16 protein-coding genes are annotated in these 22568 nt (G+C 37.4%); all 16 read left to right on the forward strand.

All coding sequences use genetic code 11. The features are described from left to right. The first annotated feature begins 153 nt into the window (after positions 1 to 153). On the forward strand, positions 154 to 501 hold the full coding sequence (locus SATMO3_RS10115) for a hypothetical protein (RefSeq protein WP_371380571.1): 348 nt from the start codon (positions 154 to 156) through the stop codon (positions 499 to 501). After that, positions 488 to 2314: a hypothetical protein gene (locus SATMO3_RS10120; protein WP_371381699.1), complete on the forward strand. Its 1827-nt coding sequence runs from the start codon at positions 488 to 490 to the stop codon at positions 2312 to 2314. Before SATMO3_RS10115 ends, SATMO3_RS10120 begins: the two co-directional genes overlap by 14 nt. Beyond that, positions 2311 to 3552 carry a TniB family NTP-binding protein gene (locus SATMO3_RS10125; RefSeq protein WP_371380573.1) on the forward strand — a complete coding sequence of 414 codons (1242 nt, stop codon included), beginning with the start codon at positions 2311 to 2313 and terminating at the stop codon, positions 3550 to 3552. Before SATMO3_RS10120 ends, SATMO3_RS10125 begins: the two co-directional genes overlap by 4 nt. Then, positions 3549 to 5012, forward strand: coding sequence for a TniQ family protein (locus tag SATMO3_RS10130; protein WP_371380574.1), 1464 nt, complete (start codon positions 3549 to 3551; stop codon positions 5010 to 5012). The genes SATMO3_RS10125 and SATMO3_RS10130 overlap by 4 nt, the downstream gene beginning before the upstream one ends. 260 nt (positions 5013 to 5272) lie before the next feature. Further along, positions 5273 to 6247 (forward strand): DUF2971 domain-containing protein, encoded by a 975-nt coding sequence (locus SATMO3_RS10135; protein WP_371381700.1) that lies wholly within the window; start codon positions 5273 to 5275, stop codon positions 6245 to 6247. A gap of 316 nt (positions 6248 to 6563) precedes the next feature. Then, positions 6564 to 6746, forward strand: a complete 183-nt coding sequence (locus SATMO3_RS10140; RefSeq protein WP_371380575.1) for a hypothetical protein — start codon at positions 6564 to 6566, stop codon at positions 6744 to 6746. Positions 6747 to 7555: 809 nt separating this feature from the next. Beyond that, positions 7556 to 8272, forward strand: coding sequence for a hypothetical protein (locus SATMO3_RS10145; RefSeq protein ID WP_371380577.1), 717 nt, complete (start codon positions 7556 to 7558; stop codon positions 8270 to 8272). Between the two features lie 155 nt (positions 8273 to 8427). Beyond that, positions 8428 to 8733 carry a hypothetical protein gene (locus SATMO3_RS10150; RefSeq protein WP_371380579.1) on the forward strand — a complete coding sequence of 102 codons (306 nt, stop codon included), beginning with the start codon at positions 8428 to 8430 and terminating at the stop codon, positions 8731 to 8733. Positions 8734 to 9007: 274 nt separating this feature from the next. Next, positions 9008 to 10054 carry a hypothetical protein gene (locus SATMO3_RS10155; protein WP_371380580.1) on the forward strand — a complete coding sequence of 349 codons (1047 nt, stop codon included), beginning with the start codon at positions 9008 to 9010 and terminating at the stop codon, positions 10052 to 10054. A gap of 423 nt (positions 10055 to 10477) precedes the next feature. Next, entirely contained in the window at positions 10478 to 10843 is a 366-nt protein-coding gene (locus SATMO3_RS10160; RefSeq protein WP_371380582.1) for a DUF6876 family protein, read from the forward strand. Between the two features lie 165 nt (positions 10844 to 11008). Then, positions 11009 to 11557, forward strand: coding sequence for a recombinase family protein (locus SATMO3_RS10165; RefSeq protein WP_371380584.1), 549 nt, complete (start codon positions 11009 to 11011; stop codon positions 11555 to 11557). Next, the gene (gene radC / locus SATMO3_RS10170) at positions 11467 to 12165 is read left to right on the forward strand and encodes a DNA repair protein RadC (protein ID WP_371380585.1); all 699 of its coding nucleotides are present in this window, start codon (positions 11467 to 11469) and stop codon (positions 12163 to 12165) included. The genes SATMO3_RS10165 and radC overlap by 91 nt, the downstream gene beginning before the upstream one ends. 382 nt (positions 12166 to 12547) lie before the next feature. Next, a complete protein-coding gene (locus SATMO3_RS10175) occupies positions 12548 to 15229 on the forward strand; it encodes a hypothetical protein (RefSeq protein ID WP_371380587.1) in 2682 nt (893 codons plus the stop codon). 298 nt (positions 15230 to 15527) lie between these two features. After that, positions 15528 to 17891 (forward strand): hypothetical protein, encoded by a 2364-nt coding sequence (locus tag SATMO3_RS10180; RefSeq protein WP_371380589.1) that lies wholly within the window; start codon positions 15528 to 15530, stop codon positions 17889 to 17891. Then, positions 17869 to 18537 carry a S24 family peptidase gene (locus SATMO3_RS10185; protein WP_371380591.1) on the forward strand — a complete coding sequence of 223 codons (669 nt, stop codon included), beginning with the start codon at positions 17869 to 17871 and terminating at the stop codon, positions 18535 to 18537. Before SATMO3_RS10180 ends, SATMO3_RS10185 begins: the two co-directional genes overlap by 23 nt. An 807-nt stretch (positions 18538 to 19344) precedes the next feature. Then, on the forward strand, positions 19345 to 22107 hold the full coding sequence (locus SATMO3_RS10190; protein ID WP_371380593.1) for an FtsK/SpoIIIE domain-containing protein: 2763 nt from the start codon (positions 19345 to 19347) through the stop codon (positions 22105 to 22107). Positions 22108 to 22568: the final 461 nt, after the last annotated feature.

Here is a 22568-nt window from a genome sequence, read left to right on the forward strand (position 1 = left end):
GTAACATGGGGCGGGAGAGTATATTCATGATTTTCTGTTTCCCCAAAACCGAATCTCCAATTCCCCCAAAATCGCCCATTTTTATTTTTGGGAAGTGTTTTTGGGAAAAGGGGGTCAAGCAGCGGAGCGTTCCATACAAGGAGGTTTTGCAAGGTGAGGAAGAAAAACTTTAAAGGTCGTTGTGAGAAGCGCGTCATTACCAAGTGCAGTGATGTATGCAGGACATATGACGCCATCCAGTACGCTTATGCGGATATTTTGCAAGCAAGTGATGAAGTAAAAGAAATCAGGTGTAATGTTCCGCTTAATGGGCGGGACATTAGCGAATACACATCGGATTTTGTCTGCGTCAAGTCTGACAATGATTTGATGGTGCGTGAATGTGTGTTCCGCAAGTTTCTGACAAAGCCACTTACGGTCAAACTGCTAGATGCTTCAAGGGAATACTGGTTAAGGCATGGGGTCACAGATTGGGGGTTAGTCATTGATGAAGAAGCATGATTTGTTGAAGGACGGTGACAACATTATCAGGGTTTTAGAGGTAAAGCCTGATAAAATCCTCATTATCGACTGCATCAAAAGGACTATGCCTGTATGGGTGGAATCTTCGGCTTTGGATTCCTTCTCTGGCTGCATTGATGAGGTGCTGAACGAGGTAACGAATTTTAAAGTCACTTTCATTGATGCTTTGGATGCTGACCAGAGAAAAGCAATGTATGACCGTTACACGTTGATTGCACCGAGTCTCCCTTTTATAGCGGATGAAAGAATGCGTTCTAAAGTTATCGGTTCCACTGCTATAGAACACAACATATCAAAGCAAACCATTAGGATCTATTTATGCCTGTATCTGGCCTATATGAATATAACAGTTCTTGCCTCAAGGAAGCGGCTGGATGATGATGCAGAGCTCACAAAAGATGAAAAAAACATACGATGGGCTTTGAATAAATTCTTTTATACCACGAAAAAGCAATCTCTTATGACTGCATATACCATGATGCTGAAAGAAAAATATTGTGATGGTATGAGCATTCTGAGAGATACATATCCGTCTTTCTATCAATTCCGTTACTTCTATCGTAAAACAAAAAAGATGCAGAACTTTTACATTTCCAGAGACGGATTAAAGAATTACCAGAGAAACAACAGGCCTCTTATTGGCGATGGGATACAGTCGTTTGCTCCTGCCATTGGCGTTGGTATGCTGGATTCTACTATATGCGATATTTACCTCATCAATGATGCGGGCAATCTTGTAGGCAGACCCATTCTAACGGCCTGTATTGACGCTTACAGCGGTTTATGTTGCGGGTATGTCCTATCATGGGCGGGTGGCGTGTATAGCCTTAGAGGGCTGATGTTGAACATTATAGCGGATAAAGCCGCTTGGTGTAAGCAGTTTGGTATTTCTATAAATGCAGAGGATTGGTCTTGTGATAAACTTCCTGCTACGTTGGTCACCGATATGGGGAGTGAATACAAATCTGAAAACTTTGAGCAAATTGTAGAGTTGGGCATTAAAGTAATTAATCTTCCCTCGTATAGACCTGAATTGAAAGGCATGGTGGAAAAATTCTTTGATGTGATTCAGGCAACATATAAAAAGCACCTGAAAGGCAAAGGTGTGATTGAGCCTGATTATCAAGAACGGGGAGCACATGATTATAGGAAAGGTGCCTGCATGACCATGACGGACTTTGAGAAAATTATCATTCATTGTATTATCTATTACAATTCCCAACGAATCGTTGAAAATTTTCCCTATACCGAAGCCATGATTGCCGCGAATGTGAAACCATATGCAAGCTGTATCTGGAACTGGGGTAAATCCCAAATGGGAGCCTATTTAATTGAAGTAGGCACTAAAGAGCTTGTTCTTACCCTTCTGCCGAGAACTACGGGTAAGTTCAGCAGGTTTGGCCTGAAAGTCAATAAAATGCGCTATCACTGTGACGGGTATACAGAGCAGTATCTTAAAGGCGGTGAGGCTACAGTTGCTTATAATCCAGCGGATGTTACTTCTGTATGGCTATTGAAAAATGGAATATATGCTAAGTTTACCATTATTGAATCCAGATTTGAGGGTAAAGATTTGACTGCTGTACAGAGTTTACAGATAGCTCAGAGAGACATTGCAAAAGGAGCCAACCAGGATAATCTACAGGCTCAGATTAATCTTGCGCGGCATATTGAGGCAATCGCTGGCAGCGTCAGGAGCAGTGCCGATGTAAGCGTTAAGAATATCCAAGATAGCCGCAAGCGTGAACAGCGTAAGCACCATAGAAACTATATGAAAGGAGCCAAGCCATGATAAATCTTTCAGATATCATCAACATCCTGCCTCGTATGAAATCAGGGGACTCGTTGAGGAATGCATTGGAAGTATTGCCAGGGTACAATCCTGAACGCTGTAATGGTGATGCTTCCGTAAGGCTTATGGCGTTATCGGACTTATATAAGGTGTATATCCCCTCGCAAATGTCGCTAGAAATCTATAGCAAATTGTACTTGGCTCTCTTACGCTCTATGCAGAAGAAGGGAACGAGGCTGGCGGTACAGCAGCAGAACCAGAACTACAAAGCCATCATGCAACAGGAATACAGCGGCATCATGGGCGGATCTGATAGCTTTACCATTATCGGCACATCTGGAATAGGTAAGAGCTCTGCTATTAGCAAGGCGATTAATTTAATTACAGGGAATCGAGTAATTGAAGCTGATAATCCCTATACCAAGGTTGTACCATGTGTGATTGTGCAATGCCCTTTTGATTCGTCAGTAAAAGGGTTGTTGCTAGAGGTTCTGCGTAAAGTTGATGAAGTTTTAGATAGTAAGTACTATCAGAATGCTTTAAGGGCAAGGGCTACAACGGATATGCTTATTGGCTCTGTCAGCCAAGTTGCTCTTAATCATATCGGTATGTTGGTGGTTGATGAGATTCAAAACGTAGCCAACAGCAAAAATGGCAAAAGCCTGATAGGATCTTTAACGCAGCTCATCAATAATAGCGGAATCAGTATCTGCATGGTAGGCACTCTTGAAAGCAGCAGGTTTTTTGAATCGGCGATGCAGCTTGCACGACGTTCAGTGGGATTGCAGTATGCGACTATGGGCTATGATAAATATTTTCAAGAATTCTGCAAGGTCATATTCAGATATCAGTACGTGAAGCAACGAACGGAAATCACGGATGGAATCATTGCATGGCTTTATGAACATAGCGCAGGAATTGCATCGGTTGTGGTAGCGTTGATTCATGATGCACAGGAAATCGCTATCTTGAGTGGCAAAGAAATCTTGAATCTGGAATCTTTAAACGCAGCCTATCAACAGCGGCTATCTTTCCTTCATGGGTATATTCAACCATCTATTTCTCAAGGCAAGCAGACTTCTAAAATCAAGAGAAAAGCGCCTGTCCCTACTGCTGAGAATGAAACTTCAGATGATCGTATTAGTATTGCTGATTTGGTTGCCAAAGCTAAGAATGAAAGTATAGATATTATGCAGCTTTTAAAGTCCAATATGCCTGTTGTGGAAGTAGCTGTATGATAGCTTATTTTCCTACCGCATATCCAGATGAGCTACTTTATAGCCAGTTGGCACGATACTACACGAAATCAGGATATATGGCCTACACCTTTGCGGCTGAAGAACTGTTTACATCAAAGACTGTACGCCCGGATATGGATTTTATCAATAGTTACACGCCCGCCGCAGTACAGTTCATAACAAGGAATATGCCCATGGAAGCAGTCATTGAAAAGCATACCATGTTCCCTTGCTATGGGCGGTTTTTGCCGAGAAAACGCAGACAAAAAGCATTTCAATCATTGGTATCTATGATGGGAAATTACTATAATCTCTTGCCGATACCTCAAAGCAAGAATGGCAAAGTTCGCTGTTTGCGCTACTGTCCGGCTTGTGCAGCTAATGACAGAGAACAATATGGAGAAGCATATTGGCATCGGATTCATCAACTAATAGGGATTCATGTTTGCCCTGCTCATAGATGTTACTTGATGGATGGCAGTGTGATGATCCGTGGGAAAGCTACGCCCTCTTTAAAAACAGCAGAGGAAATAATACCACAATCGGAATTGTGCATATTTGCGGATAACGAAATTGAAATCCGCGTAGTTGTTTATATGGCAGAGGTTTTTCAGGCTGATGTTGACATGGATTCATGTGTTACGGTTGGTGATTTTCTTCATTCTCAAATGGCTAATACCCAATATCGGTCTGTACGTGGAGAACAGCGTAATATTGCACTCTTTCATGCAGATTTTACAGAGTATTATAGGGATTTGTCCCAAAACTGGTTTACGGAGTTATGGCAGACACAGAAGGTGTTGACGAATGATAGGGTGAACTTCTATGAAATCTGTCTCATGGCTATGTTTCTTGGTATTACCGCTGATGAACTGGTACATATGGAACTGCCGGAGAAAACACAACAACAGCTCTTTGATGAAGAGGTTTACAGACTTCATGAACAAGGTTTGAAGTATCCAGCTATTGCGAAAGCTCTCAGTGCCCCATATGCGACTGTTAAAGCTATCGGTGAACGGAGGTATGGAACTTATCATAAGCCACCTAAAGCGTCACTTAAAAGCGGCGCGAAGCCTCAAAACTGGGATCAGATTGATGAGAATACCCTACCACTTGTAAAAGAAGCTATCAGCCAGCTACAGGGTGATGGATCAACCAGACCTAAAAAGGTTACTACTTTTGCTGTTGAGAAAATCTTGCATCTTTCCAGTAAAAAAATATCTTTGCATCTACCAAAATGCCTTGCTGACATACAGCGGCAGGAGGAATCACAGGAGCAATATTGGGCTAGAGAAGTAACTTGGGCTGCACGTCAGGTAGAAGATCGTGGTGTCACTTTGACATGGCGCAAGGTACGGGATTTGACGAATATGCGCCGTGAGGACTTTGAAGCTTGTCTGGCGTATATTCCTGATTATGCAGAGAGTGAGCTTGCTGGGCAGATACTGCACTTGCTGTAAATTAGTCAATGATTGTATAAGAATGGTGAACGTATTAAAACATTGTAAGTTGTTGAATCATTTTTATCGTTCTTTTTTATGCTTCGTTTGTGAAAATGTCAATTTGATGGTAAAATAAGCTTATTTACGGGCGGTTTTGAATTAATGGAATAATAAACACGATATAATTAAATTGAGAAAATTTTTACAAATATTTTTATTGTGTTTTTGTTTGTGATATAAACAAAAAATTATAGTTGATGAAAGGAAGTAGCTTTGTGATGAAATATCTTTATAAATATATGCCATTAAGAAAAGAGTTTTTTGATAATTTAATGATAAGAGCAACGCCTTTTGCAGCTCTTAATGATCCGTATGAGGGACTTTATAATGATGAACAATTTAAAACTGCAAACAAAGGGGTGCAGAAGTTTGCAAAAAAACAAGGTATTCCTGTCGAAGATGTTTCAGACAATTTTCTGAACGGAGTTATGGATTTTATTCAATTGGATTTTGATGCTGTAGGCGTCTTATCCTTCACAGAAGATTATACAAGCTCATTAATGTGGGCACATTATGCAGATCAACATCGTGGAATTGTGTTGGAATTTGATTATGATAAACCTCTTTTTCAAGATTCAACAAGAAAATTAGGAAAACGAGAATCACGGTTTGGAGAGAATTATCTTGGGGGTTTTTACGAATTTCCTGAGAAGGTTATGTATCGAAGGGAAATTCTTAGCTTTGAACGATATGAGCAAGTACAAGTAAATGGAGAATATCCTTTTAGAGAATTTCTTCACGATTTATTTTTCACTAAATCAAATGATTGGTTATATGAAAAAGAGTGGAGGTCTATCGTCCAGTTAAGCGATGCGGATAGTATTATATGTAGAAAAAATGAGCTTCTTTCTAAGACTTTAGCTAAAGATAAAACTATTAAAGTAAAGAATCCTGATCAAGATAAGATACAGATAATATATCCGAGTGGATATGAAATGCATGAAGACATGGGGGATCAAAGCTTAAAGCAAGAGATTGCGTTACAGATTTTTTCAGAGAATGCGAACAACATAAATTTGTTTAGATTGAATCCTGAAGCAATTAGCAGGATTTATTGTGGTCATAGGTGTGATGAGGATCAAGTAAAGAAGTTCGTTCATAGTAATTCACAATTGACACACTTAAAAGATAATATTTATAAAATGGAAATTGACCGATATTCCTATCAATTAAATAGCAATTTAGTAAAGTAGTATCTATGCATGAATTTTATGATTTATTGATAAAGAGTGTTTTATGATTCTAAGCAATTTGGTTATACTTGGTTCTCAGGAAAAATTAAAAAATTATTTCTGTTCCCCTATGTGAATTGATTTACCAAAAGGCGGGCTTGTCTCTTCCGCTATAAAAACAAATCGTTTACAACGAATGTCAGTGATTTAATAGCTTGAACCAATATGGGCTATCAAATGAGCTGTATCTGAAACGATATATTATTAAACTGACACCATAGCAATCCCCATGCCAATCACGGCATGGGGATTCATTTTATATTGGGAGGTTTAGAAAATGGTAATAGTAGGACGGAAAATTAGCAGAATCGCATGTAGACTGGCAGATCTGGTGACTCTGCTTGAAGAAGACTATGTCAACGACGAATATGATGATTGCACGGTGTGCGGCAGGATGTTCGCCTGTTATGGAAAGCAGCGTGCCCAAATTGTCATGCTTCATATAGCAGGGAACTCATAAACAAAAGTAAAGATGTCAACTCAAAACCCTTTCCGATTAAATGGGAAAGGGTTTTTCCTAATTGTCAGTAATAAAGTTTCGATTTTCAGCAGAATAAATAGATCCTTATTACGGTTCTAAAAGGTGCGTTTTATGGAACTTTAAAATGCCTATTCGAGATTAGACCTAAGGGGCTTCTGATTGTTTCAAAAGCAAATATCCGCTCTTGTAAAATTTAAAAGTTCCTTTATATGGGAATGAAAAAGAGACTTTCAGAGGAGAATCTAAAGGCTCTTAATAAGGGGCTTCATGCGAATGGATTTAAGGAAATAAGAATTGCTATACTTTTAACGCGTAGGGAGGCGATATTATAATTAGCATTGATTTAGATAATAAAAATGAAGAAACTGTCTATAAGGCATTCAGTGTTGATGGCAATGAATCCGAAGCTTTAAATGACAGCTACTTAGAACTTTATGAGCTTATTGGCCGTGAGGCTATGCTTAAATTGTTCAAATATTTTCGTGGTGATAAAATTGACTGCCCTATGAGGTTATATCGTCCTGATTTTATAGCAGATTTAGTAAACCAAACAACAGATAGACGTGAACGCGCTAAGATAGCCAGAGCCGGCGGATATACCATAAAGTTTATAGAAGGCGTACTGGGCAAACGTAGAAAAGAAAACGAGTCTGAGTAAAAATGCATTTCTTATTATTAGCACAGGCGCTTCTATGGGCTCTTGAAGGTGATACCGTATAAAGTTGGTGATGTTATTCGCGTAAGCGATTAAATAACAAATATAATATGTGAAAAGGGGCAAAAGAACAATGAAAAAAACAGCTATACTTACAATGGCGGCAGCTACTATCTTAACAACCAGTATTGGTTTTGCTGCACCGCTAACCGATTATTCAGCAGGAAAAACCGCCATTGATTTAACGTGGAGATCCTCAGATATTAAAACGAGTGGAACAAACGATGATGGAAGCTCCTGGGAAACATCGTTTGGTAAAAAAAGTAATCTTGATTGGGGAATTACAACCGGTCTAGGGAATAATTTTGCTATTCAATATAATGGGTTTAATGCAAAATCGAAAGATGCAGTTTCCTGGAGTGCTGCTGATGAAACTGGTATTTCCAACCTAAAACTAAAAAACCAAGAACTTAATGTACTTTATAAATTAAATAAAAACCTATCCGTTTATACAGGCCTAGTTTCAGTTAAAGCACAGGAAAATGCAACTATAACTTATACTGATGGAAGCCCTACTGAGAATGAAACCTATACTAGCAAAACTAAAAAGGCAATGCAATTTGGTTTTGTTGGTAGCACAAAGATAGCTGATAAAACAACAGCATATGCTGCTGTTGGAGTTGCTTCTAACTTTACAAATTGGAAAGTTGGCCTATCGCAAGAGATTAGCCCTAACATTGATTTTAACGTAGACTATCGTGGAGTCAAAGTGAAAGAATTAGAATCTGACGGCGAAAAGTTTGATGCAAGCTCCAAAGGCTTTGGGTTTGGTGTAACTTATAAATTTTAAAAAATCCAAGGCATGTTCTATTTGCCTTGGGAGATTATAGAATTAAAAGCCTTTGGCGTTGGTTCTTTATCTTCTGTTATGGTTATTACTGTGAGTTCTGCTCTATATCGCAACAGCTAGACAGTTCCGCTAATAACGGGTGCAAAGTAAAGACGGTGCTGGCAGCACTGTCTTTACTATTATTTTGTGAATTTATGATTTTGGTGTGGCTCTATAATGAAACTTTTGGTTCTAAAGCGGCAACAAATGAACGAAAGGAGGTTATTTATATGGGGTTTTTCAGTTCAGCACTCTCCGGCTCAGATGGGCTTAAGAGAGAATATGAGAACATGAGTAATCAAGAACTTAAGCTCAAGTACAATGAACTTAAGGAAAAGGCAGCATCTCCATCGGCAAATATAGTCATAAAAGGATCTTTTGCAGCAGTATGCCATGTGCTAAAAGAACGCGGTCTAATTTAAGGTAACACACATGAATGAGAAGGGGGACGTTCACTAATTGTCACTAACAGGTTGACAAATAAGGAATGTCCCCTTGTATCGTTTCTTTGTGAACCGCTTAAGTGTATCGTTAAAATTGGTGCGCCAAAGCCCAAGGAACAAGTACAGTATACATCGCTATGTCTGGCTTACCGAGGTGGAATTTCATTTGCCGGATTGGATTCTTAAATAGACGATTCAATTAAATTTGGAAATAATCCATCGGATTATATTATATAGGAGGGGCAAGAAGAATATGAACACGTTATTAGTAATATTGCTATTGGTTTCTTTAATTGCTATGGTTGTTGGTCTTGTCAAACCAGGTCTGGTAATTCGGTGGGGAGAAAAGAAAACAAGACCGAGGGTACTGGTGATTTATGGTGGTTTATTTATAGTTTTTCTAATAGTCCTGGGAATGACGGGAAGCCCCAATAGTGAAAAAGCTAGTAGTCCTGATGGAAGCAAATCTGCTAAAGAGGCAGTAAATAAAGAATCGGAAACAAAATATACATATGACAGCGCAGAGATGCGTGTTGGAGATTGGTGCATGGAACATCAATTTCCCAATAACCCCACAGTTTCTATCAGTAAAGGAAAATCAGATGGCAGCTTCTATGAAACGGATGGTAAGAAATACTACTTATTTACATTAACAGGATTACCTCGTGCGGTGGATATTCTTGTAGATCCTTATACAGGAGATTTACTCTTCAATGATGTAGGGATTAAACCATACTCACTAAACACATGGTATAGTCAGTATCGGAAAGATTATAAGGGTGCAAATAAGACTTCAACTGATTCACGTTTGGCTGGTAGATGGGTAGCAGACGATGGTGCCAGACTGGATTTTTCCAGTAATGGAATCGGAATAACCAACCTAGATTTATGGTCTTATGAATTTGGGCTTGGGGATAAAAATATAACTTGGAGAACAGAAAATGGTCGTTTAATAATTGCAGCAAAGCGCACCGTAAAGAGTAAATATTCATTAGGAAAGCAAGGATATGGTGATGTTTTAACTATGGATCATTATGGGAATTTCAAACGTACAGAGGGTACAAATGGACTATACGGAACGTGGATGCCTATTGATAGCGGTGGCGGTGGTATTCAGTTCTTTGAAGACAAGACAGGAAATGACCAAATTAATCGTTTGGGAAAATTTACTTGGTCAACAGAAGATGGATATTTAACGAGAACGTATATCCAAGAACGTGTATTTGATTATACTATGGAAAACTTTAAGCTTATCATTTTCGGTAATAATGGCAACATTGTGTTTACAAAGGTAGGCTAATAACGATTAGGGCGGGACCGTTCATTGGTCTCGTCTTTTTTTGACTATTTTGGTGTAACTGTCTGACCATTTCTGTTTCGGTAATCGCATCCCCCTTTCTTTCCTTTATATATTATGAAGATGAGTAGGCGCAAGCCAAATCAACAGCTTCCCTATGCTATTCAAGCATAAAAAAGCATAAAACAGAGGAGGGATATTACCATGGGCAAAATCAAAATAGCGAGGATTATACTGTCGGCATTGTCGGCGGTACTCACTGCAGCAAAAGCTGTCATCGACTTTATTGGTTGTATCAATAAGTTGAAGACAGAAACTGCGTAAACTTTTATTCCATATCATTCCGGCAAAACAGCCTAAAACAGAGCTTCCCACTGAGGAAAGCTCTGTTCTTTTATGTCTGAAAATAAGGGAGAATTGCAGCCGATGAAATCAATAGAAACGATACTTGATATGAGCAATAACTCCACAGGCACGGAGAACTATCACAAGTTTTCGCCAATACCCGGCTTTCCGGTTATTACAGACGGTGTTCTTGCTCTGGCGGAAGCGGCAGGGTATTATTGGCTTCTTGACATTATCGGAAGCTATCAGAGCAACGGGAAGCTGGATAAGGCTTTCCAGGTATGGACATTGAATGTCAATACAGATAACAACAGTACGGCGGTTGTTCGAGGGTATAATGATAGGACGCTTATTGTTATGCAAAAGATACCATACACCGACTTCCCGCCCGGAGAAGTAAAGCTGTACCTGATTGATGGGGTTATCCTATTGCCTTCCGAATATTGATATTCACTCAGCGCCTTCCCTATCGGGAGGCTTATTTTATTTGGACCAATAGGGTGGTCTGTAGCAATGGCACATGCCAAAAATCCGAAAACAATGTTATTGGGACACTTTTCCAATGTGCCGTTAGGCTACAGTCTAATTGCACATGTTTATGGGGGAATTTGAATGAAGATAGGCTATATCAGGGTAAGCACAACCGAGCAAAACACGATGCGACAGGAGGTTCTGTTAAAAGAACTTGGTGTGGATGAGCTTTTTATCGATAAAGCCAGCGGCAAGAATACCGACAGACCGGAGCTGAAAAGGATGCTCACCTATGTCCGCCAGGGTGATACCGTGATCGTTGAATCAATCAGCCGTTTTGCCCGTAATACACGCGACTTACTGGAACTCATTGAGCAACTAGCTGTCAAACATGTTGAATTTATATCTAAGAAAGAGGCTATTGATACGACAACACCGACAGGAAAGTTCATGCTGACTATATTTGGCGCTGTAGCAGAATTGGAACGCGAGTATATCTTGCAGCGCCAGCGGGAGGGTATAGCGATTGCCAAAGCGCAGGGAAAATACAAGGGGCGTAAGCCTATCATGCATCAGGACTTTGATAAGGTCGTGTCTAAGTGGAAATCGGGCAGCATGACAGCGGTCGAGGCTATGCGCAGGCTGAACATGAAACCATCTACATTTTATCGGAAAGTAAGGGAAATATGATGCTGAACCAAACCAACCTTTCCGGCATGGCTGATGAAGAACTGCTGACAGCTATTCTGGAAAAATCGGTAGTACGTGAATTGATAGCGGAATATGGCAGTGTTCAGAATATACTGCTCCAGTCCTCAGAACAAGAGCTAGAAAAAATCAAAGGAATTGGAAATGCTAAAGCCAGAAAAATTCAATGTATAGCAGAAATAGCTAAACGGGTCTACCGAATTAATAATGAGTTACCGCCAGTCATCAAGGCTCCTGGCGATGCCTTTAAGCGGATGGAGGATATGCAGTTTCTTGCTGTCGAACAGTTTCGGGTAATTTACCTGAACACCAAAAATGGTATTATTGCTGAAGAGGTAGTTGCCCAAGGCACAATTAACTCTACCATAGTAGGATGTCGAGAACTCTTTCGCCGGGCAGTGCGCCTATTGGCTGCATCCATCATTTTGGTACACAACCATCCAAGCGGTGATACCATGCCAAGTCAAGAAGACATTGCTATTACTAGAAAACTGATTGAAGCAGGTAAGTTATTGGATATTAACATTTTGGATCATATTATTATCGGCAAGGGGAAATTTGAGAGTTTAAAAGAAAGGGGAATGTTGTAATATGGAGCAACCTTCTAAAGTTACTGGATTGCCTAATTAAAAAACAATGTATTACAGTAGCTATTTTATTATGATGGCTGCTGTATTTTTTTATGGATATTCGTAACTCAAAATCAATACAATACCACTTGTACTGTACCATTTATACCACCATTTTATTGGTAATAAACTTTAGATATTATTTATATTTTACAGAGAAAATTTGAAATTTCTCAGTGGTAGCATAGCGGGAAAACATGTTACTAAAATAAGCATAGAATCACCCAGGAAACAAACGCGTAAAATAAAGGGCGGCCAAAAACCGTCTTTTATTTTTTACAATATTTTTTTGTAATTACTCCTACAGGGAAATAAAAATATTTTTCTTGTAGGAGTTGATAAAATGAATAGCATAAGGATTTGCCTAGATAGGGTAAGTTATTATTCGAAGCCAGAGGGTAAGGAGATCGCTCAAATAAGTGATAGGATAGCTCAGCAAACAATACCGCTAACCTCAGAGAACATCAGAGGTTTTGTAGGGGATGTGGGTTTAGATGGACATACCTTCTGCCCTGCGACCTTTAAGAATGGTAAACGGAATAAAGAAAACTTTAAGCAAATGCAATTATTTGTTCTTGACTTTGACAATGATACTCCGGATAAGCAACTATCATTTGATAGCGTTAAAGAGAGAGCTGACAGATATAATCTCCCAGTTTTATTTGCATACGAAAGTTTTAGCAGTAAAAACAAAGATCGCTTCCGAGTAGCCTTTCTCAACGATGTGCCAATTCAATCAAACAGGGACGCAGAGGTCATTCAAGATGCTTTGGTGACGATTTTTCCCGAGTGTGACAAGAGTAGCAAAGATATATCCAAGATGTACTTTGGGGGGAGAAAAGATAAAATATTGTTTTTTGATAAAGAAGCTTCCCATATGAATGTAGTATCTGCCATTACTGGTATGACAAGCTATCTTGAGGAACGGTATAAAAATAACTATAGAAGAAAAGTATCGGAATTCATTAGGAATCATGGTTTGAGAGAAAACAGTAAAGGGATGCCTGATGTTTCGATTGCTAATGAACTTCCAGAAACAGAGAACATCGCTGAGATTACTGGTGTTCCTCATGATGATAAAATCTCGCCAAACTCTACTATAGAATATTCTTTATCTATAATAGAAGGATTTGGCGAAGAATTATCAAAAAAATATTACTTAATTAAATATAGTGATGGCACCAATGTCTCAGCGAAGAATAAAACATCAAGGAACCATGCAGATCTTAGGTCACGGGACATCCCTAGACTTCGTTCTGTCTGCCAGTTATTACGAGAGTTTGAGACTGGTAGTATAAGATTAAGTCATGATGAATTATTCGGTTTAGCAACTAATCTGACAAATGTAGAAACTGGTAATCAACTGTTTTTAGATATCTTTAAAGCGAATTCCTATGCGGATGGTCGTATCGGACAATATGGATATTGGGTTCATCAACTGAAGAAATACATCGGAGGGTATAAGCCTCAGTCTTGTAATAGCTTCTGCCGATACTGTAATAGCTGTTCTCATGTTACAAATCTCCTATCGACTGCTAAGTTGAAGTACCATCAGATGGAGCGTATTGCCAGATATACAGAGCTACTGTATACATTAGATGAAGCTGAAAAGGATTTTCAGAAAACTTTTCGTAACGCTATGGATGACGCTAGAAAGATGTGGTTTATCATCAAAGCACAGACGGCTATAGGAAAAACAGAGACTTATTTAAAGCTTATTAAGGACACATCTCTACGAATTCTAATCGTCGTTCCGACTAATAAGTTGAAAAGTGAAATACGAAGTCTAAGAGCAGAATCGATGGGGATTGAGATGATAGAATCCCCGTCGCTACGTGAAATAAAAGATTATATCCCGGATGTTGTTTGGGAACATATTCAATACCTTTATGCTTGTGGGAAATCGGTGATTCCCTACTTGAAAAAGCTCATACGTGAAGACCACCCTGAATGTGCTAAATTGTTTAAGAAGTACTTAGAGGAGTTGGACGCATTCAGAAACTTTGATGGTCACGTTATTACGACTCACAAAAGATTTCTAACAATGGATGTTAGTAAATATGATCTCGTTATCATTGATGAGGATATACTTATCGGCAGCATTATACAGAATAAAATAGACATCAGCATTTCCGACTTAAAAAGATTGAAAAAGAAGACTGCGCCCAGGAGCACAGTCAGAACGAAAGTTAATAAAGTTCTTAAATATATTGAAGCAGATGAAAAAATAAGTGACTTTTTTTCTCTGCCATCTATTGATTACGACAAAACAGACGATGATATAGCGATTGGGGTCGATATACCATCATTTTGTTCCGCCACGCGATTTCTCTATCGTAAGGTATCTGATAAGGAAAATAACATAAGTGAAGACTGCATCACTTTTATCCAACCAGTGAAATTCAAGCCAAGCACTAAGTACATCATGGTATCGGCAACTGTCGATAAAACGGTCTGTGAATATTTTTTTGGTAAGGATAACATGGAGTTTCATGATTGCAAAAAAGCTAGGTACGAAGGCGATTTATATCAAGATTACTGCCGCCCTATGAGCAGGGATTACCTTTCTAAAAACAGGGGCATTATTAAGCAAATCAAGAAATGGTCGGGGTTTGATAATACCATTTCTTTTAAACAATTCATGGAATGTTATCTGGGTGACTTACATTTTGGTAACTCTGCGGGGTGTGATTATTTAAAAGGAAAGAATTTAGATGTAATCGGAACGCCCCACATACCTGATTGGATATACAAATTATTCGCTTACACTATTGGCTGTGGGTTCGACACGGAAGCGAAGATAAAGTTCGGTACTACAGTCGAACACAACGGATGGAGGTTCCGTTTTACATCCTTTGACGATAAGGTGTTAAGAGCGATTCAGTTTTATATAATTGAATCGCAGTTAGAACAAGCCGTGGGACGAGCACGGCTTCTCCGAAATCAGTGTAAAGTAAATTTGTTCTCGAATTTTCCTTTGAACCAAGCTAAGATGATTTGTGACTTTGATTACGATAAGGATTAAATCTGCAATCTATTTTAATGGCGCAACCATTTGGTTGCGTCAGTTATTTTTTAGCTTTTGATAAAATTGTTCTTTTAAAAAGATGTTGTAGCCCCGTTATGTTTGTATAGCTGTTATATCAAAACCCACTTTGTTTCGATAAAGTGTATAGTATAGCTCCAATATAAGTGATATAATTTAAATAATATGACAAATTAACCCACTGATGTCTGGAAGGATAGCAATATACGAATAATGGCAAAGAATTCACGTGGTAAAACAAATATTACAAGTAGAGCTATGAGGGAAGTGAAGAACGATGGAGCAAGTTGTTAAGACGGGCTTAAAACTTGATTTGCATATTCATTCTAAAGCATCATCAGGAAAAGATGGTGCAAAAGTGAATAACAATACATTGGAGAATATTCCTTTGTTAATTGATAAGCTTAGTAAAAATAGTGTGAATATTTGTTCGATAACGGATCATGATTCCTTTTCATATGCTATGTATTCAACACTTAAAAATGCGGAGAAACATGAAAATTCTATAAAGAAAGTTCTTCCCGGAGTAGAATTTTCAGTTTGCTTTTCTGCAGGTCAAAATGAGAGTGTCATTCATGTTGTAACTATTTTTTCGGATGAGGATGATAATAAAGTTAAAGAAATTGAAACAATATTAAGTCAGAATCGGCCAAACTATAAAAGTGCATATAAAGAAGAGGATTTTTTAGCTCTCCTTCGTAAAATTGATATTAACACCATATTGATTGCTCATCAAAAAAATACGTTGACAAGTGAAAAATCACGGAAAAACGATGCCAATACTTTAGGTAATAAAAAATTCCTTGAATTTGTTTATACGGACTATTTTGAGGCATTTGAATTTAAGAATCGACGCAATGAGGTTTTAAACAAAAGTTTTTTGGTGCAAAACGGATTAGAAGAGCAATTGCGTTTTGTAACGGGAACTGACTGTCATGACTGGTCTGTATATCCTTCTGAAACACCTTCAGAAATTATAGATGCATTTCCATACACATACGCCAAGTGTTTACCGACGTTCAAAGGCTTAGTAATGGCAATAACTGATCATACCAGGTTGAACTGGGTTAATAGTTTTTTCAATGTTGATAAAAATTCGTTAGAAAAAATAACCCTTTGTCATAACGCCAAGGAAATCATTATTCCTCTTTCAAAAGGAATTAATGTAATAATAGGAGACAATTCTATAGGGAAGTCATTATTGTTACATGCGATTACTGGCTATGAGAAGAAAGGTGCTGCTTTACCTTCAAAGATAAAGACCGGATATAAAAAATATTTATCTAAAATAAATTTAGATATAAAGCCACAGTTGCAGTCAGAAAATATATTTAACTTTGATATGCAGGGTGAAGTGAGATCGAAATTTGAGGAAAATAAGCTGAATGCAACTGATTTTTTAAAAAGCTACTTTCCACCGCCTGTAAATGCATCGCTTTATAGAAATATTATTGATGCTGAAATTGGACGGATGATAAGCTACTTAGAAAAAAAGTTTACACTTGATGCAAAGATAGAAGAACTTTCGACATTTGGAATTGTTATTAGTGAAGACAATGCTGAAAGTATGACATTTATTAATAATATTAGAGATGCAAAAAAGAAGCCGGATTCTATGATAGCAATTTCTACGCAAATAAAAAATATAGTATTACAACTTCAACAGTTATTAGAGCTTGGAATTGATGAATCAGATGAAAAGTATACAAAGCAAACAGTTGATGAATTTACAAAAATGGAAAAACGGTATAGTCAAAGGGCAAGTGCTATTGAAAATGAAAATTTTAGAATGGAGAGTGTTGCAAAAATAGTAAAAAAATATGCAGATCGGCACCGCCGGAGCATAAGCGATACTCAGAAAAAAAGATCTGCTTTTACAGAAAATACATCAGAACTTAAAAATCGACTTACTGATATTATTAGACTTACGAAAGAAATTAAGCCATTCGTGATTAGCAGCAACGTAATCAAAGTAAAACCTAACAGCGAAAGTATTTATGATTATGAGTTTATTTCTAAGCTTAATGTTGACGAGGTCGGTACAGAATATATCAATTCGCTCATAGCCAAGGTTTTAAAAGCTGGAAAGAAAATTGATTGGGCATCAATTACAGAAAAACAATTGCAAGAAATGTTATTGAGGTATGATGAAACGCCGGTTTTGCAATTTTTTAAAATGGCGCTCAATTCAATTATGGATGATGATTTTGCTCCAAAGAACTCTATTATATATCAAGGAATGGATAAATATGCCGAAATGTCATCTGGACTTGATGCTAAAATATATTTTGATTTACTTTCTTATGAAACGCACAGAGATGGGATCTATATAATTGATCAGCCAGAAGATAATATTTCACAAAGTGCCATTCGAGACTACTTATTAGAACGTTTCAAGAATATGGGCGAAAATCGCCAGATTTTAATGGTTTCTCACAATGCGCAATTCATTGTGAATTTGGATGTTGATAATTTGATTTTTCTTTCAAAAGCAGGAAATACATTAGAGGTACAATCTGGTGCATTAGAATATGTCTGTTCGGAGTATAATGTTTTAGAGATTGTTGCTCAGAATATAGATGGCGGACTAGATTCTATTAGAAAGAGGTGGAAACGTTATGAAAAGACACCTGTCATTTAGATATGAAGATGGAAAGTATGCAATTGCAGAGAATAATCAAATTCTCTTTTCGATTGACGGTAGTAGTTTGCGATTTGTAGCTCTGGATTTTTATAATGGCGTTTATGCTGGAGAAAACAAATCTATTGCAATAGATTTGATTAATGATATTTCTAGTGACCCATTAAAAAAAGGTATCTACATCTATACCTGGTTGTGTGATATTATTGAATCTATTAGAAAAGAAATTTCAGGAACGGAAGAAGCGTTAGTTGATAATAACGGAACGGATATCCTTAGTTCTAAAATTATACAGCTTTATGAATGGGCGGCTTGCGCAGGCGATGGGTTTTCCTTCGGGCAGGAAGGCGTTCCTGCAACAGATTATCCATCTGATAATATGGAAGCCGATTATGCTGTTAGAATTTCAGGCAAAAGCATGGAACCTACTATCGAAGATGAAAGTATTGTTCTAGTTAAATGTGCCAATGAACTTTTTGATGGCGATATTGGGATTTTTTATGTTGATGGAAACATTATGTGTAAGAGATACAGTAAATCTAGTAAAGGGGTATTTTTAACACCTGATAATACATCGGATCAATTTACTTCTATAAAGATTACTGAAAGTACAGAATGTATTATTCAAGGTAAAGTGTTGGAGTAATATAATACCAGATGTTCAGCTTAACCGTAATGCCAGATTGGGTGGGAATCAATGTGTAACAAGACGCACGCTGTCGGAAATGCAAGGTTATATGCTTCAAGTAAGGCATATGCTCTTTGAGCTTATTTCTTTTGATGATATAGTTGTTAGTATTGAAAAGCTTGCTGATGTTGCTATCGAGTAACTTGATGGAACTGTCATTGCGGAACAGCTCAAAAGTGTAAATTCGAATAGTAACCCAGCCAAGGATCGTTCCATTGTGTTTTGGAAAACGTTGTATAACTGGTTTGACTATGCCCGCAATGGTAGCCTCGTATTACAAAAAACATTAAGTGCCGCAATACTGAATATATGGGGTAAAGATGATGCTTTAAGGAATCAGATTCCTACGTCTTACGGCGATACCTTTAAATGGTGTCAACATGTTGAATAGGGGAATATTTGAATATCTAAGATTTTTTTGTTGAAAAGCTGGTAGAGCTGCCTTCTTACTATTGCGATTTTCTAAACCTCTCCACTATAAGCTGAATCCCTGTGCCATAGCACAGGGACTGTTTTTTTGCTTTGTTTCATGATAAGAATTATCTAATTTCAGATGTAGCTTATATTAAAAATCTTCAAACTTACTTATGTTCTTCTGCTATTCTATTATAAGATTATCAAAAAAACATATATATATATTGTGATATAATTTATATGATAGATTAATGGCAGAAGAAGAAAAGTAGAAAGCGATCATTTATGGTTCCTGATATTTCAAACAGCCAGAATTTGACCTTGCAAATTTAACCAAATAGGAGAGCTACAATGAGTAAGTTATCTGACAGTGATATTAAACGATTCCACCAAAGGCTTATTACAGGCATCGATAAAGACCTCAACTCTTTTGCTACATTTATTAAGGATTTGGAAGAAGAAGACGTTGTTGAATTAAATGAGTATGCTCATTCTCTTTTTATAAGCCGTCATAAAGAAAGAGCGATGGATATGGATAAGTTGAAGGTCTTTGTTTCACTAATGAATCTTTCTTGTGCTGATGTAAAAAGGATATTGTCCTATTTGGAATCAATAGAGTACGGTTGGCATGGTAATGAATATATTTTAAACAATTCATGCCTTCGTTTTCATCCTTTGAATCACTGCAAAAGGAAATCCAGTGTATGCGACGTAGAAATGGCTGTGGACATATTCGGTGAAATATATGACATATTTTTTGATAAAGAATATGGGAAAATAACATTATTTATTTTCAACTACTGTCTTACAGCATTATTTATAAAAAGACTAAATCAGGACGGCTTTTCTATGCCGTTTTTTCTGCAAATAGCGTGTGATAGAGATTCTGTTCTATACCAGCTCATAGAGAAAATTGTTGAAATATGTGATGTAAATGCAGGTTTATTTAGTAACTGCACTAATGATGATCACGCTTATTGTGGATATATACATCAAACTTATTACCCTACCCAATCAACAGCAAAAGACTTAGACGATTTGATTCATAATAATAAAGATATTCCCGTTATTATTGCCGGTCATGAGAATGAACGTTATTACAATGCTTTGCTTAGGGAAATCGCAAATATACCAAACAAGAAAAATGTTCTTGGTTTGAAGGACAGGTTTAATTTCCTGCCAATCTTTATCTGCCCAATGATTAAATCAAGTTTCGACAATGTCTTTGACATAGATTTAACGGATTTAGAAGTGAGTAAAACGTATTTAACCCTGTTGAGAAAAAACGAACAAATGCTAGCTTCATGGGTTCTAGATCTTGTGAAAGAATCTGAAGACCGGTTGTTCCCTCAAATGAATGAATATAGCATATCAAGAAAGCACCCATTCTCAGGAAAAATAAAGGCTTACATAAATTATATTAGCCAGAATTATCCGGATGTAACATTAAATAATGCGAAAAATATAGGTTTATTAAATTTCTTTTTCAAGGGATATTTGAGGGTTTTTAATCGATTGTGTACTTTCTCCCTTGACGAAAAATTTGCTTGCTTTGAGCGTAAGGGAGAAATGATTTCACAAACCAGAGAAAAAAATATAGCTATGCTGACCGATCTATCCGAACATGATCTAGTTGAGTTTCATCGACGTTATCTTCCTTCTCCGAGTGGAGCATGCATTCATGATAAAGAAGCATCACGATTAGCAAAACAGATCGAAAAACACTACAGGGCGTTGAAAGTGTTTATCCGTGTAGCACTTGCAGCCGTAAAAGAAGACAGATATATCTTCACTGTAGATACATTACAGGGAACGAAAGATACCGATGTTAGTGGGAAAATAGGAACAGTTCAACGGCGTATGAAGAAATACGAATGTTTTAGAGTAGATTTACGAGATAAAAAGTCGATAAAGCTAATTGTGGCTGAGAAGCCATTGGAAGACAATAGTTTGATTGAAATATTGAAACATAAGGATTTTGCGAATAGCAAGATGGAAATACCTTATGCCGTAGGCTTCGATGAAACGGGAGACATATGCATAGAGGATATATCTGAGTTTCCACACCTTCTATTGGCTGGAGCGACCCGTTCAGGTAAAAGTACTGCTATGATGAGTTTATTGATGAGCATAGCGTACAAGCATTGGACAGGCGACGTCAATGTATTGATTATGGACTTTTTAGGTAAAACGGATTCTGATTTTGCAATATTTAACAATCAGCCCTTTCTATCTTGCCCAGTTATAACAAGCCCAATGGTAGGATTAAAAGCCATTCTAAGATTACACGAAGAAATGCAAAAAAGATTGCAGGACAAGAACTTACCCAATATGCCGTATATCGTTTGTGTTATAGATGAATTTCCGAGATTGTTTGCAGATATAGTGAACGGGTCTATCGAAAGCCTTAAAGGAGCCATGACAGAGTTGTTAAGTGGAGGCAGGCACGCTAAAATTCATTTGGTGCTGGCGGCTCAAGATCCGGTAAAAAAGCATATGGTGTGTGGCATCGGAAACATTTCCGCAAGGATAGCGTTGAAGTGTGGCCATTATCAAAACTCTGTAGCAATACTCGGAAGAAAGGGTGCAGATAAACTATTAGGGAAAGGTCAAATGATTTTTGATTCCCATGAAAGGGATAAGCGATTGCAAGGGTCATTTATTAAGAAAACAGATATGAAGAAACTTCTTGATGAAATAAAGAAAACTTATGTTCAGCAAAACAAGTATTATTTTAATTTTGACGAAATCAAATTAACTTCAGCCTTTATGGAATCGGGTGAAGCGATACTCGTAAATCCAAAAACATCACGTCCCAATTCAGAAGATGAAAAATTGCTGGATGCCATCATGTGGTCATTATCGCAGAACCAGATAGCTAATAGTAGGCTTCAAGAGTATTTAAAGATTGGAAATAATAGATCGAATCGAATATTAAAACGGATGGAAGCGTTATACTTGATAGAAAGACTGCATGGTAACTTGGGGTGGACAGTGGTGCCTGAATGTATTGAAGATATGTCTGTCGAAGCAATCAAATTTTTGGGGACATATGGTCGTACCGAGAGTGATATAAACAGTGCGCTGCTGAAGCGATCAAGTAAAAATGATTAAGTAATGTTGCCAATATTTAATACGAAAACAATAGAGAATGGAATAAAAGTTAAAAGTATGGGTTTGCTCATTTAGGGAAAACCTCTATGTCTTTTTTAAAAATTGGGTTGAAATGACTCTAAGGAACCTCCTTCCAATTCCTCTTGCCATTATTCGGTTCTATAATAAATGTTGGGGTAAGCAAATAAAATGCTTACTTCAACATTTATTATTTTTGCTGCAACTTTTCTAGATTTGAAAGATATTTTACTTTTTAAATTTTTCTAGAATTATGTTCGCAAGGAATATTTCTAATTAAGTCTGCACTCCTCAACGGTGTGAATATTCTTTTTGAAGATGCGGAAGTGAATGCTAGGGTAATAAAAGATTTTGATATAGTGTTAATTATTGAAGCAATGACATTAAAAATTGTTCGTTAATTAGCCTAGAAGATGAGGTATAATATAATTAATGTATACGAC

Origin of the sequence: Sporomusa aerivorans (assembly GCF_041428895.1) — a bacterium.
Lineage (GTDB): Bacteria > Bacillota > Negativicutes > Sporomusales > Sporomusaceae > Sporomusa > Sporomusa aerivorans.